This is a genomic window from Empedobacter sp. UBA6745 (genome assembly GCF_002453775.1).
In the GTDB taxonomy this organism is placed as follows: domain Bacteria; phylum Bacteroidota; class Bacteroidia; order Flavobacteriales; family Weeksellaceae; genus Empedobacter; species Empedobacter falsenii_C.
Window position 1 is genome coordinate 19215 of sequence record NZ_DKHL01000010.1, and the last position, 14906, is coordinate 34120.

General features: G+C 31.4%; 11 protein-coding genes and 1 pseudogene. 10 read left to right on the plus strand and 2 right to left on the minus strand.

Annotated elements, in window-relative coordinates; translation table 11 throughout:
- The first annotated feature begins 6 nt into the window (after positions 1 to 6).
- Entirely contained in the window at positions 7 to 879 is an 873-nt protein-coding gene (gene atpG, locus B4H69_RS04375) for an ATP synthase F1 subunit gamma (protein WP_180905267.1), read from the plus strand.
- A gap of 452 nt (positions 880 to 1331) precedes the next feature.
- On the opposite strand, the gene glyA is transcribed toward atpG, so the two are convergent.
- The gene (gene glyA, locus B4H69_RS04380; protein WP_135834919.1) at positions 1332 to 2606 is read right to left on the minus strand and encodes a serine hydroxymethyltransferase; all 1275 of its coding nucleotides are present in this window, start codon (positions 2604 to 2606) and stop codon (positions 1332 to 1334) included.
- Between the two features lie 452 nt (positions 2607 to 3058).
- Here glyA and B4H69_RS04385 point away from each other — a divergent pair, with 452 nt between their 5' ends.
- The 7 genes from B4H69_RS04385 to B4H69_RS04415 all read left to right on the plus strand — a co-directional run bounded on the left by B4H69_RS04385 (position 3059) and on the right by B4H69_RS04415 (position 10761).
- Positions 3059 to 4114 (plus strand): anhydro-N-acetylmuramic acid kinase, encoded by a 1056-nt coding sequence (locus B4H69_RS04385; protein ID WP_244957976.1) that lies wholly within the window; start codon positions 3059 to 3061, stop codon positions 4112 to 4114.
- Positions 4115 to 4185: 71 nt separating this feature from the next.
- Positions 4186 to 4665 (plus strand): alpha/beta fold hydrolase, encoded by a 480-nt coding sequence (locus tag B4H69_RS04390; RefSeq protein WP_180905266.1) that lies wholly within the window; start codon positions 4186 to 4188, stop codon positions 4663 to 4665.
- Between the two features lie 27 nt (positions 4666 to 4692).
- Positions 4693 to 4890, plus strand: coding sequence for an alpha/beta fold hydrolase (locus B4H69_RS04395; RefSeq protein WP_180905265.1), 198 nt, complete (start codon positions 4693 to 4695; stop codon positions 4888 to 4890).
- A gap of 162 nt (positions 4891 to 5052) precedes the next feature.
- Positions 5053 to 6114 (plus strand): sterol desaturase family protein, encoded by a 1062-nt coding sequence (locus B4H69_RS04400; protein ID WP_244957975.1) that lies wholly within the window; start codon positions 5053 to 5055, stop codon positions 6112 to 6114.
- An 83-nt stretch (positions 6115 to 6197) separates the two neighbouring features.
- Complete coding sequence (gene nhaA, locus B4H69_RS04405; protein ID WP_180905264.1) at positions 6198 to 7358, plus strand: Na+/H+ antiporter NhaA; 1161 nt, start codon at positions 6198 to 6200, stop codon at positions 7356 to 7358.
- 100 nt (positions 7359 to 7458) lie between these two features.
- Positions 7459 to 8679: a bifunctional folylpolyglutamate synthase/dihydrofolate synthase gene (locus tag B4H69_RS04410; protein ID WP_180905263.1), complete on the plus strand. Its 1221-nt coding sequence runs from the start codon at positions 7459 to 7461 to the stop codon at positions 8677 to 8679.
- A gap of 1137 nt (positions 8680 to 9816) precedes the next feature.
- Positions 9817 to 10761 carry a hypothetical protein gene (locus tag B4H69_RS04415; RefSeq protein ID WP_171623951.1) on the plus strand — a complete coding sequence of 315 codons (945 nt, stop codon included), beginning with the start codon at positions 9817 to 9819 and terminating at the stop codon, positions 10759 to 10761.
- Positions 10762 to 10911: 150 nt separating this feature from the next.
- Here the strand turns inward: B4H69_RS04415 and B4H69_RS04420 are convergent.
- A pseudogene (locus B4H69_RS04420) lies at positions 10912 to 11232 on the minus strand (transposase); the annotation flags it as partial.
- A 604-nt stretch (positions 11233 to 11836) separates the two neighbouring features.
- Between B4H69_RS04420 and B4H69_RS04425 the strand changes: the two are divergent.
- Both B4H69_RS04425 and B4H69_RS04430 read left to right on the plus strand, forming a co-directional pair.
- Positions 11837 to 12976, plus strand: a complete 1140-nt coding sequence (locus B4H69_RS04425) for a DNA cytosine methyltransferase (RefSeq protein WP_244957973.1) — start codon at positions 11837 to 11839, stop codon at positions 12974 to 12976.
- Positions 12973 to 14049 (plus strand): HpaII family restriction endonuclease, encoded by a 1077-nt coding sequence (locus B4H69_RS04430; RefSeq protein ID WP_180905261.1) that lies wholly within the window; start codon positions 12973 to 12975, stop codon positions 14047 to 14049. The genes B4H69_RS04425 and B4H69_RS04430 overlap by 4 nt, the downstream gene beginning before the upstream one ends.
- Positions 14050 to 14906: the final 857 nt, after the last annotated feature.

Genomic DNA, 14906 nt, shown 5'->3' on the forward strand with positions numbered 1-14906 from the left:
AGAATTATGCCAAATTTAAAAGATATACGTAACCGTATTACTTCTGTAGGTTCTACAATGCAGATTACAAGTGCTATGAAATTAGTTTCTGCTGCAAAACTAAAACGTGCTACAGATTCTATCGTACAGTTACGTCCTTATGCAGATAAATTACGTGAACTTTTACAAAATGTAAGTTCTACTTTAGAAGCTGAAGTAGGAGGTGCATTAACAGAAGAGCGCGAAGTTAATAAAGTACTTTTAGTCGTTATTAACTCAAATAGAGGTTTATGTGGAGGATACAACTCAAGCATCATCAAAAAAGTAAATGCGTTATTAGCTAACGAATTAGTTGGTAAGCACGTAGAAATTTTAGCAATTGGTAAAAAAGCTAATGATACTTTTAGTAAAACACAAACTATCTATAAAAATGCATCAAGCATTTGGGATAATTTAAATTTTGCAGATGTAGCTGAAATTGCAGACGATTTAGTAGAGAAATTTACTGCAGGTGACTTTGATCAAATCAGAATTATCTACAATCAATTTCAAAATGCAGCTGTTCAAATTGTACAAGACGAACAATTTTTACCAGTCGTTTTAGAGAAAACTGAAGAAGAAGCAAACAATTCAGCAGAGTTAGATTATATCTTCAACCCTTCGAAAGAAGAAATTTTAAGAGACTTAATCCCTCAAACGTTGAAAACGCAATTATTCAAAGCCGTATTAGATGCTAACGCTTCTGAGCACGGTGCGCGTATGACTGCAATGCATAAAGCAACAGACAACGCAAGCGAGTTACAAAAAGGATTGAAAATTCAATACAACAAAGCTCGTCAAGCTGCTATTACAAACGAGATCTTAGAAATCGTTGGTGGTGCAGAAGCATTGAATGCGTAAAAACAAAGACTTATCTTATTTTAAATAGAAAAGCAACTTCATCTCGAAGTTGCTTTTTTTATGATGTTTATTTTAGATTATAAACAAGTCATAAAACTTTTAATAAATTCCAACAATTATATTTATCATTCAAAATAAAATAATTAAAACTATTATTGTTTAATAGTCATTCAATAAATATTGATTACAGATATTTCAGCTTCTCTATCGCTTCACTCAGTATAACAATTTAGATAATTACTTATCTAATTAGAATTCCTATTAGTTTAATCTTGTTGTAAATTAAAAAGGAATAAATTATTTCCTCAAGACATTTCAATAAAAACGTCAAGTGATTTTATCTAAAAGCTAAGGAGGTTTTCATCAAAACGTCCCGACGTTTTACATCAAACAAAAAGTCCTAAGCAATGCTCAGGACTTTTCTATTGTTATAATCGAAACTATGTTTCTATTTATTTCATTTGAAATAATGGGCGAGAAGACATAAACTCGTTTACACGATCTGCAACTCCATCAATGATTTCTTCGTTATCAATGTTCATTAATACCTCGTCAATCAAGTCAGCAACAGTTTGCATATCTGCTTCAACCAACCCACGAGTTGTTACAGCTGCCGTACCCAAACGAATCCCCGATGTAACGAAAGGAGATTTATCATCGAAAGGAACCATGTTTTTATTACAAGTGATTTCTGCTAAAACTAAAGCGTTTTCTGCTTGTTTACCAGAAATACCTTTGTTACGTAAATCGATTAACATACAGTGATTATCTGTACCTCCAGAAACAATGTCGTATCCTTTTGCAACTAATGCCGCAGCCAATGCTTTTGCATTCTTCACAACTTGTACAATATAGTCCATATAACCGTCAGATAAAGCCTCTTCAAAAGCAACCGCTTTAGATGCAATTACATGCTCCAAAGGTCCACCTTGTGTACCAGGGAACACTGCTCCGTTCAAGATTTGAGACATCATTTTCACTTCACCTTTAGGAGTTTTTGCTCCCCAAGGGTTCTCAAAATCTTTCCCCATCATAATAACTCCACCACGAGGACCACGTAAAGTCTTATGAGTTGTCGTCGTTACGATATGACAATGAGGCATAGGATCATTTAAGATTCCGCGGGCAATTAACCCAGCAGGATGTGAGATATCAGCCAATAACAAAGCGCCAACTTCATCAGCTACCTCACGAAATTTAGCATAATCTATATCTCTTGAGTAAGCCGAAGCACCACAAATTATCATTTGAGGCTTCTCTTTACGAGCAGTTTCTGCCATAGCTTCGTAGTCAATTCTCCCTGTCTCTTTATCTACTCCATAGAAAGAAGTTTGGTAAGTTAACCCAGAAAAATTAACAGGAGAACCGTGAGTTAAGTGACCTCCGTGCGATAAATCGAATCCTAAGATCTTGTCTCCGGGTTTCAAACACGCTAAGTAAACAGCCGCATTCGCCTGAGAACCTGAGTGAGGTTGCACGTTTGCATATTCTGCATTAAACAACGCTTTCAAACGATCAATTGCAATAGTTTCTACTTCGTCTACAACTTCGCAACCACCGTAGTAGCGCTTTCCAGGATAACCTTCTGCATATTTATTTGTTAAAACAGAACCCATCGCGCGCATTACGTTGTCCGAAACAAAGTTTTCTGACGCGATTAATTCAATTCCATTCAGTTGTCTTTCTTTTTCTTCTTCAATTAAATCGAAGATTACATCTTGTGCCATGTTTTGTTTGTATTAATTGTGTTTCAAATATAAGCTTTTATCATCAGAATTTCTAACTGATATATTCGCAATAACCTAAGAATTAGCAAAACAATTTGTTTTCTGATTTGGGCGTTCCCTTCGGGCGGGCTATCCGTTGCAATCTTTGCTTTGCAACTCCGCTATCGCTTCGTTCCACGCAAAGGATTTCCACTACTATCCCTAACGCATCTTGAGTTATGAGTAATAAGTACTAAGTTTTGAGTTTATGATATAGGTTAAATTTTCTAAATTTCTGTATTCTTTAACCATAATCATCTTGTCTTGCTGAACTTGTTTCAGTATCGCATCCAAATAAGAATAGAAAATTTACTATTTTCATCAAGGAAAAAATGAAAGATAGTTTCTTAGTTTTTTAAAATTTCTAATTTCTAAACCAATAAACTATCAATTTCTCTCATTAAATTTACAGCATGAAAAACCCTACTTTTTGCATTGGTTTGATGTCTGGAACTTCGTTAGATGGTTTGGATATTTGCTATGTCCGATTTGATGATAACCAACTTTTCGAAATTTTACATGCTGAAACTATAGATTATTCATCCGATTGGCGAACAAAACTAACAGAAGCTTTTCAATATTCGGCTATGGATTTATGTCAATTGGATGTAGAGTTTGGTTATTTTCTTGGAGAACAAGTAAAAGAATTTATTCATAAAAATAAGATTAGAAAAGTAGATTTTGTTGCATCTCACGGGCAAACTATTTTTCATCAACCGCAGAAATCATTCACTTTGCAAATAGGAAATGGTTTAGCAATTGCGTCGCGTTGTCAACAAAAAGTGGTGTGCGATTTCAGAACACAAGACGTTATTTTAGGAGGACAAGGAGCGCCTTTGGTTCCGATTGGGGACGAATTATTATTTTCTAACTATGATGCATGTTTAAACCTTGGAGGTTTTTCTAACATTTCGATGAATAGAAATGGAAAACGAATTGCATTTGATATCTGCCCAATTAATATTGTCTTGAATCATTATGCAAAACAACTCGGTTTTGATTTTGATAAAAATGGAGAACGAGCAGAACAAGGACATATTAATATCGCATTAGTTGAAGAATTGAATCTTTTGAATTTTTATCATCAACCTTTCCCAAAATCATTAGGTTTTGAATGGGTTATGAATGAGTTTTTAACAATTGTTGATAAGTACGATATTTCTATCGAAGATAAGCTGAGAAGTTGTGTGGAGCATTTCGTAATTCAAATTAAAAATACCTTTGCTTTATATGATATCAACAACGTGTTGATAACTGGAGGAGGAGTTCGAAATACATTTTTTATCAATCGTTTAGGAGAATTATCAACTGTTGAAATCATTATTCCAACTGATAATTTAATCGATTTTAAAGAAGCCTTAATATTTGCATTCCTTGGTTATCGTCGTGTTTATAACGAAATAAATTGTTTGGCATCTGTAACAGGAGCGAGCAAAGACCATTCGTCTGGAATTATATATCACTTATAAAGTCTATCTAAATAATAGAGTTTAAAAAATATTTTATTTACATTTGTTCGATAACCAAGAATAAATGCGATATGAAATATTCGAAAAATAAAGATGTTATTTTACTTCATGGCTTATTTGGAAGCCTTAGTAATTGGGGAAATGTTATCAAGAATATTGAAATAAATTATAATGTTTATACGCCAACATTTCCTTTATTTTCTACACATTTCAAAAGAAATTCACTTCAAAATTTAGTTCAATTTCTAGAAAATTATATTCAATCTAATAAAATTGAAAATCCAATATTAATTGGAAATTCTTTGGGCGGTCATGTTGTATTGCTGTATGCGTTGGCACATCCAAATTTGGTTGATAAATTGATTTTAGCTGGAAGTTCAGGTTTGTATGAAAGCAATTTGCAGGCTTCTTTTGTGCGTGTGCGAGATTACGAGTATATCAAAAATAAGGTAGAAGAAGTTTTTGAAACAAAAAATGTTGTAACAAAAGAGTTGGTTGATGATGTTTTTTCGGCCGCTAATACGCCTACACAAGCTTTGACTATAATTTAAATTGCGCGAGATGCAAAGCGACAAAATTTGAAACATCTTTTACATAAAATAGATCAGCCAGTTTTATTGGTTTGGGGAAAACAAGATATTGTGACACCGCCAAATGTTGCTGAAGAGTTTTTTGCACATTTACCTAATGCAAAATTAGCTTATAGCGATGATTGTGGTCATGTGCCGATGATGGAACAGCCATTACTTTTTAATCAACATATCAACAATTTTTAAGTGCTTAAAAATGAATCATCCCGAGTATTTAGCTTTTGCTTTACCAGCTTTTTTTCTTTTTTATGGCTTGAATATGTAGTTGTTAAAAAGAAAAAATTAAAGAATATTTATAAGTATGAAAGTTCGGTTTCTAATATTTCAATAGGAATTGCAGAACGATTATTGAATCTTTTTATTACGGTAAGTTTTTACAATTTGTATGTTTGGATTTACGAAAATTATCGTCTTTTAGATATTTCAAATGCTTGGTGGATTTGGGTTGTGATGCTTTTAGCGACAGATTTTGTTTGGTATTGGTATCATCGTTTGGGACATGAAGTCAATATTTTTTGGGGAGCCCATATTGTGCATCATCAATCCGAAGAATTTAATTTTACGGTGGCGGTACGTATAACAACTTTGCAAGCAATTGTTCGCAATATTTTTTGGTGTATTTTGCCTTTTATTGGTTTTCATCCAAATTTAGTGATGACGATTTTGGTGGTTCATGGCGTGTATTCTTTTTTTACGCATACGCAGATTTTGGAGAAACAAAAATGGCTTGAATATATTTTTATAACACCTTCTCTTCATGGTGTTCATCATGCTTCTGACGAAAAATATTTGGACAAAAATTATGGAGATGTATTTGTTTTTTGGGACATATTATTTGGTACTTTTCAGAAAGAAGAAGAAAAACCAAGATATGGATTGACGCATCCTATCAATAGTTACAGTTTTTTGTGGCAACATTTTCATTATTATTTAGAGTTGTATGAAGCTGCTCGAAGAAAATCCTCCATTAAAGAAAAATTGACGATATATTTTGGTAGTCCAGCAGTGATGGATCAGGAAATAAGACCAATTATTGAAAAGAAATGGGTGTCTAAGAATAAAGGGAATAGTTATCATTTCAAATACAAAGGTTATATTAATTTACAATTGATTTTATCGTTTGTCGCGATGAGTATTCTAACATATTATTTTGATCAATTTGATAATTTAACCAAAGGTTTCTTCGTTATATTTGTCTTGATTACATTAATAAATATTGGTGCACAATTAGAACAAAAAAGATGGGTACCGTATTTAGAACATATTAGATTTTTAGTGTTTTGTAGTTTTTTTATCATTCAATCTCATAATTATTTCTTGCTGATTTTACCTTTCATATTCGTTTTTATCATCGAAAAGATGTTTAATTTTAGTAATTGGTATCAAAAAAGTATTTTAAAGATTATATAAATGATAATTTAGGTCTTATTGTTTCGTTTTGATTAGGCGGTTAAAAACGAGTTTATTATTTTTACCAAACTAAAAAAAATATAATGATAGTTTCTAAACTTTTTAACCAATTTTTTCATAGCCAGACTTCGGGCGGAATTTTATTGATTTTCTGTACTGCGTTTTCTTTATTATTAGCCAATTCACCAATTGCAGAATCTTATGATGCGATTTGGTTAACAGATATGTTTGGGCATTCTTTTGCACATTGGATTAATGATGGTTTGATGGCTATTTTCTTTTTCTTGATTGGTTTAGAATTAAAACGAGAAGTTTTTGTAGGTGAATTGTCGGATACTAAAAAAGCAATTTTACCTGTTTTTGCAGCTTTGGGAGGAATGTTAATTCCAGCATTTATTTTCTTTTTGACGAATAAAGGAACGGATACTATTCATGGTTTTGGAATTCCGATGGCGACAGATATTGCTTTTGCTGTTGCTATTATTACAATGTTAGGAAAAAGAGTTCCATTGTCTCTTAAAGTATTTTTAACAGCTTTAGCTGTGATTGACGATTTAGGAGCAATTATTGTGATTGCATTATTTTATCCAAACCCAGAATTACCTTTAGATTTTACACAATTCGGAATTGCAATTGCCATTTTGTTAGGTCTTTTCGCTTTAAATAAATTAAAAATAAAATCAATGATTCCTTATATCATTGGAGGGATTGCTGTTTGGTGGTTTATGTTGCATTCGGGTATTCACGCTACAATTGCGGGAGTTTTGGTTGCATTTACAATTCCATTTGATAAGGACGATTCTAAATCACTTTCAGCTAAAATGGAGCATGCTTTACATATTCCAGTAGCATTTATTATTCTACCATTATTTGCTTTGGCAAATACTGCAATTACGATAGATGGTGGAGGATTAGCACATTTTAGTATTCCTTTAGCTTCGGGTATTTTCTTAGGATTAGTTGTAGGAAAACCAGTCGGAATTACATTATTTACATGGATTGCGGTTAAATTAGGATTGTGTGAATTACCTACAGCAGTCAATTTCAAACGAGTTTTTGGTGTCGGAATTTTAGGAGGAATTGGATTTACAATGTCCATTTTCGTTTCGATGTTAGCGTTCAAAGACCCAAGCTATATAAATGAAGCAAAATTGATGATTTTAGTAGCTTCGTTAACAGCTGCTATTGTTGGATTTATTGTTTTGAAAATATTATTAACTACAAAACAAGATTATTCAGATTAAGAATAGTCAATTCATAAATAATAGAATCGAATTTTTCTTCGGAGAAATTCGATTTTTTTTTGAAGATGATTCCGTAACTTCGTGTAAAATTTTTGAATAAATGAGAACGTATCAAGAAACAATCGATTGGTTGTTTACAAATTTACCAATGTTTCAACGTGTTGGAGCATCAGCAATGAAAGCAGATTTAACAAATATTACAGCGTTATGCGAGTATTTGGGAAATCCTCAAACTAAGTTTAAAACGGTTCATATTGCAGGGACAAATGGTAAAGGAAGTACGTCTCATATGTTGGCCTCTATTTTTCAGGAAGCAGGTTATAAAACAGGTTTGACAACTTCTCCACATCTCAAAGATTTCCGTGAACGAATACGTGTAAATGGAGAAATGGCTGATGAAGAATTTGTGATTGATTTTGTGAATAAGCATGAGCAAAAAATAATTGATCAAAAAGCATCTTTTTTTGAAATTGCAATTGCGATGGCTTTCGAATATTTTGCACAACAGAAAGTTGATATCGCGATTATAGAAACTGGTTTGGGCGGACGATTAGATTCAACGAATATTATTTTACCAGAACTTTCTGTGATTACGAACATTGGTTTAGATCATACACAATTTTTGGGTGATACATTGGACAAAATTGCATTTGAAAAAGCTGGTATCATAAAACCAAATACAGCGGTTGTAATTGGTGAAACAACAGCAGAGACAAAAACAATTTTTGAACAAGTAGCGAAAGATAGAAATGCAAAAATCATTTTTGCTGAAGAAAAACATTTTCAAGATTTAGCTTCAGATTTGAAAGGGTCTTATCAAATCAAAAATAAACGTACCGTTTTAACCGCTATTGAACAATTGCAAAAACAAGGTTGGGCAGTCTCTCCTGAAAATATTACGAATGGCTTATTGAATGTTGTAAAGAATACAAATTTGCGCGGACGTTGGGATATTTTAGGACAACACCCATTAATTGTTGCTGATACTGCGCATAATCCACATGGTTTAGCAGAGGTTTCAAAACAAATAAATGAGCAAGCTTATAATCAATTGCATTTAGTTTTGGGATTTGTCAACGATAAAGATGTTTTGTCAATTCTTCAGTTTTTTCCAAAAAAGGCAACTTATTATTTTTGTCAACCAAATGTTCCACGTAAATATGATATTGATGAGCTGTATCAAATAATTCCAGAAGATATACAGGACAAACATTTTTTCGATTCTGTAGAAAAAGCATTACTTGCAGCCAAAAATAATGCTTCTGTGAATGATATGATTTATATAGGTGGTAGTACATTCGTTGTCGCTGAAGTGATTTGATTTTATTATTTTAATTGATTTGATATTTTTTTATTTAGAAAGGTAAAATACAGATGTAATAATTAGGATAAACTGATCCTGTTATAACTTGTTTATTCAAATCTATTTAATGATTCAGTTTTTTTTGAAAAAAATAGGTAAGCTGTTGTTTGTCAGCAAGTTGAATATCTAAAAAATGCATCTTTTAAAGAGAGAGAGCATAAATGATTGATTTATATAGTTTATATTTGTTCAATTCAATAAAAAAAAAATTATAATCAGAATATAGTGCTGTAGATAGTTTATATTTAAAAGTAGTTACTAAATGTCAAGGATGTACTTATGGAGATACACAATATTTTAAAATAAAAATTAAAAAATTGTAGTACAATTTCCAATCCTATGATACGTACTCGGTTATATAAATAATTTTTCAGAATAAGAATATAACAAGTAATAAGGTTATCCATTTTGGGTAGCCTTTCTTTTTTTTACTAATTTATTTCGCTTCGCGAAACCTTTCCCGAGTCCATAACCCAAAAGTAGCCGCTGCCCATTTGCTTGATTCAGCAAATCGTCACCGCCTAATCATTCCATGCAGTGAAAATATAAACCTCGCGCGCAATGAGCCACCATTTTTTTGTTCAACTCCAACCATCCAAAAAAAGTATTGTATACACTCTACTGCCTCTCTACTGCCACTATGTTGCCTTTATCCTGCCTTCATCCTGCCTTTAAGTAGCGAGTAAGCTTGAGGATGTAGCTGATTTTTCACGAAACTTAAATCAAAATTATGACTAAAAATATTAGTTCTATTTTTAAGTATCGTAGGGTATTTTACTTTCATTTCAATATTGACTGGAACTCAAGGTTGGAAAAATATGTTTGATAGTCTAAAAAATATAAAAGAAAATTCACTCGATTTTTATATGTTTTTATGGCCAATTATAATTTCAGAATACTCTTATTTGTTAATGTAAAACTTTATTTGAATTTAAAATCACATAAAAAAAATCCATAAACAATTCTAAATACGCAATTAATTAGCTTATTTAATTTACTCACTTTCAGTAAATAGCGTCTATTTTACTTTTTATTTGGTTTTTATAGAAAGTTGCGTATATTTGAGAGTTAGCCGTAATTTTACCAAAATCCCGTATGAAACAGAAATCTCAATATTTAGGCATATTCTTAGGTGTAATTTACGGACTGATAATTCGAATTTTAGGAGACAACGAAATTTTTGAAGATTATTACAATATTTACAGTATTAGTTTTCTTTGGGTAACTCCAATAGTTATTGGTTTATTTCCGATACTTTTCTCCTCAAATGAAATTTACAAATCAAAAGCTAAATTATTCTTCTATCCAATTATTACCATTATTCTATTTTTAATTGCAGCATTAATTACAAGAATTGAAGATTTAGTGTGTTTGTTAATTATTGGACTTCCTTTTTTACTGGTTGCTGGAGTAATTGGTCTTTTGCTTGGTGCTTTCGTCAAAGACAGAATAAAAGATAAAAAACTTTATTCAATTATTTTAATTCCACTATTGTTAAATCCAATTGAAAACTTAATTCCGAATAAAGAAGAAGTTTACAGCGTTTCATCTGAAATAATAATTAATAAAAATAAAGCCGAAATATTCCCTAATTTATTGTCAGTTCCAACAATATCTGATGATGAATACAAGAATGGATTTTATCAAAAAATTGGTATTCCACGACCTGTCAATTCAGAAATTTTGACAAACGAAAATCAAATGTACAGAATTGGACATTTTACAGATGACTTGAAACTTTATGAATATGTATCAGAAATTAAAGAAAATGAATTTGTCAATTTCAAAATAGATCTGTCCAAATCTCAATTAAGAGAAACACCAACCGATCAGCATTTACTTAAAAGTAATTATTTCAATTTTGAAAACATCAATTACTCACTTGAATATATTTCTGAAACAAAAACGAAGATAATTCTTAATTGCGACTATAAAATTGAATCGAAAATGAATTTTTATGCCAACTTTTGGGCGAAAAGTATCATTGGAGATTTTGAAAAACGACTGTTAGAATCGCTAAAAACAAAACTAGAAAAATAAAAAACTACGGCTAACAAGGGTAACTGTTGCACAACTCCAATTTTTATAAAAATTTAAAATATTTGACCTCGTTTAAGCCATTTTAAGTGAGGTTTGTTTTTAAAGAAATATGCTAAATTGTAATATTAGGTTTGCTTAAAAACGCATTTTTTAAGTCGTGAAGGAGTACTTTTGTAAAAAGCTGTATTTCCCTTGTTTTAGGGAAACAACTTGGGCTAAAACACTCGGGGTTTTGAAAATAAAGCGCAGGTATTTCTTCAAGTTGTAAGATAAACTTGACATCAAAACGTGTTTATTGGCTTGTGACATTCCTCTGCTGTTGATTCGTTTTAGGTTAAAAAAGTTAATCAACGTTCCTAAAACGGGTTCTACTGTAGCACTTCGACGCTTTACTAATCTGCGGTGATACGCTTTGTTTTTGGTGAGTTTTTCGTGCATTTTATCGTACAATGGTTTGTGAATACTTTCTTGACCTTGAGTGCCGTAATATTTTTGAGTGGATTTGTACAAAAAATGTAAATCTAATGCTTGATTTACACGGCGATAAAAGTTATCGGTTGAACTAACCGCTCTAAGCTTAGTTCGTAAAATAATTGTGGGGTAAATTCTTTTCGTCCTTGCATACAACAAGATCCGAATTTTTTTTTATTTTTGAGTTGTGCAACAAGCACAAGGGTTTGGCAAAATGCGGGGTTAAAGTGCTAAATTCAAAGTTCGTACTTCTATCTCCGCCAAAAACGAATAAAATTCGTTTTTGTTTTTTAAATTTAACTCACAAAAATTCGTTATGGCTCGCCTCGGTGCAAAATCGAAACTTTAGGCTTCGATTTCCCCGCCTTCGGCAATATGCGGCCCGTTACATGCAAGCGCATCCAAACTTTACGCATAAATCCCTAATCTTAAAATCATCGGTTATTTTTTGTAAATTGCAATCAATTATAGAGAAATTGAATTAATGAAAGTTTTGGAAAAAATATCACTTGATAAAATTAGAAATGATAGGAAAAATCCTATCATTAATTTTGACGTGAAAGATGCTGTGATAACTCATTATCTCCATAACAATAAAAACGGAGTGTCACAATTTTATAAAAGTGATGCTATTGAATATACAAATGAAATTCTAAAAAATTACGTTTCAGAAGATTATACAAATTACTTTTCCGAAAAGAATTTTCAATTAGAACTTTTCAATAACGAAAACGTACCATTCCAACCAGTTGAGAAACCAAAATTCAAATTTATTGATTTATTTGCTGGAATTGGTGGTTTCCGTTTGGCTTTACAAAATCTTGGCGGGAAATGTGTATTTACTAGCGAATGGGACAAACAAGCGCAAAAAACATATCGTGCCAATTTTGGAGAAACTCCGTTTGGTGATATTACAAAAGAAGAAACAAAACAATATATTCCAGACGGTTTTGATGTACTTTGTGCTGGTTTTCCTTGTCAAGCATTTTCAATCGCTGGAAAACGTGGAGGATTTGAAGATACAAGAGGAACATTATTTTTTGATGTTGCTGAAATCATCAAACGTAAACAACCAAAAGCATTCTTTTTAGAAAACGTGAAAGGTTTAAGAAGTCATGACAAAGGAAAAACTTTAGAAACGATTTTAAATGTTTTACGTAACGACTTAGGATATTTTGTTCCAGAACCTCAAATAGTAAACGCTAAAGATTTTGGAGTTCCACAAAATAGAGAACGTATTTATATTGTTGGTTTTCATCCAGATTTGTGCATTGATAATTTCAGCTATCCAAAACCAACAAATCAAAACTCAACTTTTGCAGACGTGAAGGAAGAAAATGTAGTTGAAACAAAATATTATCTTTCAACTCAATATCTTCAAACTCTTGTAAATCACAAAGCAAGACACGAAAATAAAGGAAACGGGTTTGGTTACGAAATTATAAAAGATAATCAAACAGCTAACGCTGTTGTTTGTGGCGGAATGGGACGTGAAAGAAATTTAGTTTTAGACCATAGAATTACTGATTTCACTCCAACAACCAAAATTAAAGGTGAGGTAAATCGAGAAGGAATCCGAAAAATGACTCCAAGAGAATGGGCAAGATTACAAGGTTTTCCAGATAATTACATTATTCCAGTTGCTGACGCATCTGCTTACAAGCAGTTCGGTAACTCCGTTGCCGTACCAGCTATTCAAGCAACTGCAAACGAAATTATTAAACTAATGCTGAAAACTAAATGATAACAGGAAATAAGGGTGAATGGAGCGAAGTTTATGCGCTTCTTAAAATTATTGCTGATAAACAATTATTTGCTGGAGATAGTGATTTAAATAAAATTGAATCATTAATATTTCCAATTATTAAAGTTTTAAGAGATGAGTCAAATGGAACTTTCGTGTTTTCATATGAAAACGATATTGTTTTAATTAAAAATGGAGAAGAGGAATTTAGAATCTCAATCTCTAATTTTCAAGAAAATGCAAGTTTACTTTTACAAAAGTTAAAAGAAAAAACAAATGCTACTTTTTCAATTCCTCAAATTGAAACATTTATTAATTCATATCAAAGTCAATCAATTAAAGCTAAATCTTCAGTTAAAAGCGATATTAAAATTGTTATTCACGACCAAAGAACTGGAACGAATCCCGAATTAGGATTTAGTATAAAATCACAATTAGGTGGAGCTTCTACTTTACTAAATGCTGGAAAAACTACTAATTTCATTTACGAAATTGAAAACATAAACTTATCTGAAGAACAAATCAATTTGATAAATTCAATTGATACAAGAAGTAAAATAAAAGATAGAATTGAAGAAATTTATTCGTTAGGTGGTTCTTTAAATTTTATTAAAACGGAAAGTTCTATTTTTGGAAATAATTTAATTCTGGTTGATTCTGCATTACCCAAAATCGTTTCGGAAACACTTAAAAAATTCTTTACTTCAAGTTTATCAAAAACTATCGAATTAATAAATTCAGTTTCTGAAACAAATCCTTTAAACTTTAATTTGGAGAATAATCATCCTTTTTACACGTATAAATTCAAGCGATTTATAACAGATATTGCACTTGGAATGATGCCGTCAAAAGTCTGGACTGGACAACTTGATGCAACTGGTGGATATTTAGTCGTAAAAGAAGATGGAGAAGTTTTGTGTTATCACATTTACAACCGAAACGAATTTGAGGATTATCTTTATTCAAATACAAAATTTGAAACTGCAAGTAGTTCAAGACACGATTTCGGAAGTATTTATAAAGAAAATGATAAACTTTATTTCAAACTGAACTTACAAATTAGATTTCTATAAAAGCGCCAGCATGTAACAAGGGTAACTGTTGTACAACTCCAATTTTTATTTCAGTTAGACAAAAAAAATAAAGAATTGAGCTACATTGGAACGATGAATAAAAACTACCACTAACAACTAATCTTCCTTCTTGCCAGAAGGGGAGAAGGTAAAAACCTGTTGAGGAACCTGTAATTAGAACTATCATATATTATATAGCTAAAGTTTAGCTCGACTTTATTAATGAATATCGGAACTTTTCCCGAGTCGTTAACCACAAAGTAGACATTTTACTTTTATTTATAAGTAATAAAAACAAAACATCTAATCATTTTGTGTAGTAAAAACGATGTTTTCGGGTCTAAAATCTACTATCTAGTTTCTCAAATCTAAAATTCTCAAAAAATATTTCCCGTCATAACAGTTAGTTAGGGATATAAAGTAAAATAAATGTAAAATGTGTTTGGAAGTTCGGAAAAATGGGTTGTATATTTGCAATCCCAATACGAAAGACGAGTAGTATTGTAGTTGACATAAAGTAAAACAAGCGACAAAATTTTTAAAAATAAATTTTGTTGAATTAGAAATAAGTTTTACCTTTGCGACCGCAAATAACGAGAGTGATTTTGCTGCGAAGTAAATTGACTTATTGAAATAAAAACTTTAAATTTTTTAAAATAAAATTTTGTTAGTTAAAAAAATAAGTATTACCTTTGCAACCGCAAATACCGAGAGGATTTGCTAAATGAGAAGTTCATTTGAAATTATAAAATATACAGAAGAAAAAATAGCCGAATAAAACGAAGTCAACCCTTTAATAATGGAGCTATAGGAAATTCGAAGTTGTAAAAACATAGGTAGCAATACCAAAAGAAAAA

Excerpts from the sequence above, each read along its gene's own strand:
- B4H69_RS04410 (WP_180905263.1), top strand. The coding sequence starts at position 7,459 with ATGAGAACGTATCAAGAAACAATCGATTGGTTGTTTACAAATTTACCA.
- B4H69_RS04415 (WP_171623951.1), top strand. The coding sequence starts at position 9,817 with ATGAAACAGAAATCTCAATATTTAGGCATATTCTTAGGTGTAATTTAC.
- nhaA (WP_180905264.1), top strand. The coding sequence starts at position 6,198 with ATGATAGTTTCTAAACTTTTTAACCAATTTTTTCATAGCCAGACTTCG.
- glyA (WP_135834919.1), bottom strand. The coding sequence starts at position 2,606 with ATGGCACAAGATGTAATCTTCGATTTAATTGAAGAAGAAAAAGAAAGA.
- B4H69_RS04385 (WP_244957976.1), top strand. The coding sequence starts at position 3,059 with ATGAAAAACCCTACTTTTTGCATTGGTTTGATGTCTGGAACTTCGTTA.
- atpG (WP_180905267.1), top strand. The coding sequence starts at position 7 with ATGCCAAATTTAAAAGATATACGTAACCGTATTACTTCTGTAGGTTCT.
- B4H69_RS04430 (WP_180905261.1), top strand. The coding sequence starts at position 12,973 with ATGATAACAGGAAATAAGGGTGAATGGAGCGAAGTTTATGCGCTTCTT.
- B4H69_RS04390 (WP_180905266.1), top strand. The coding sequence starts at position 4,186 with ATGAAATATTCGAAAAATAAAGATGTTATTTTACTTCATGGCTTATTT.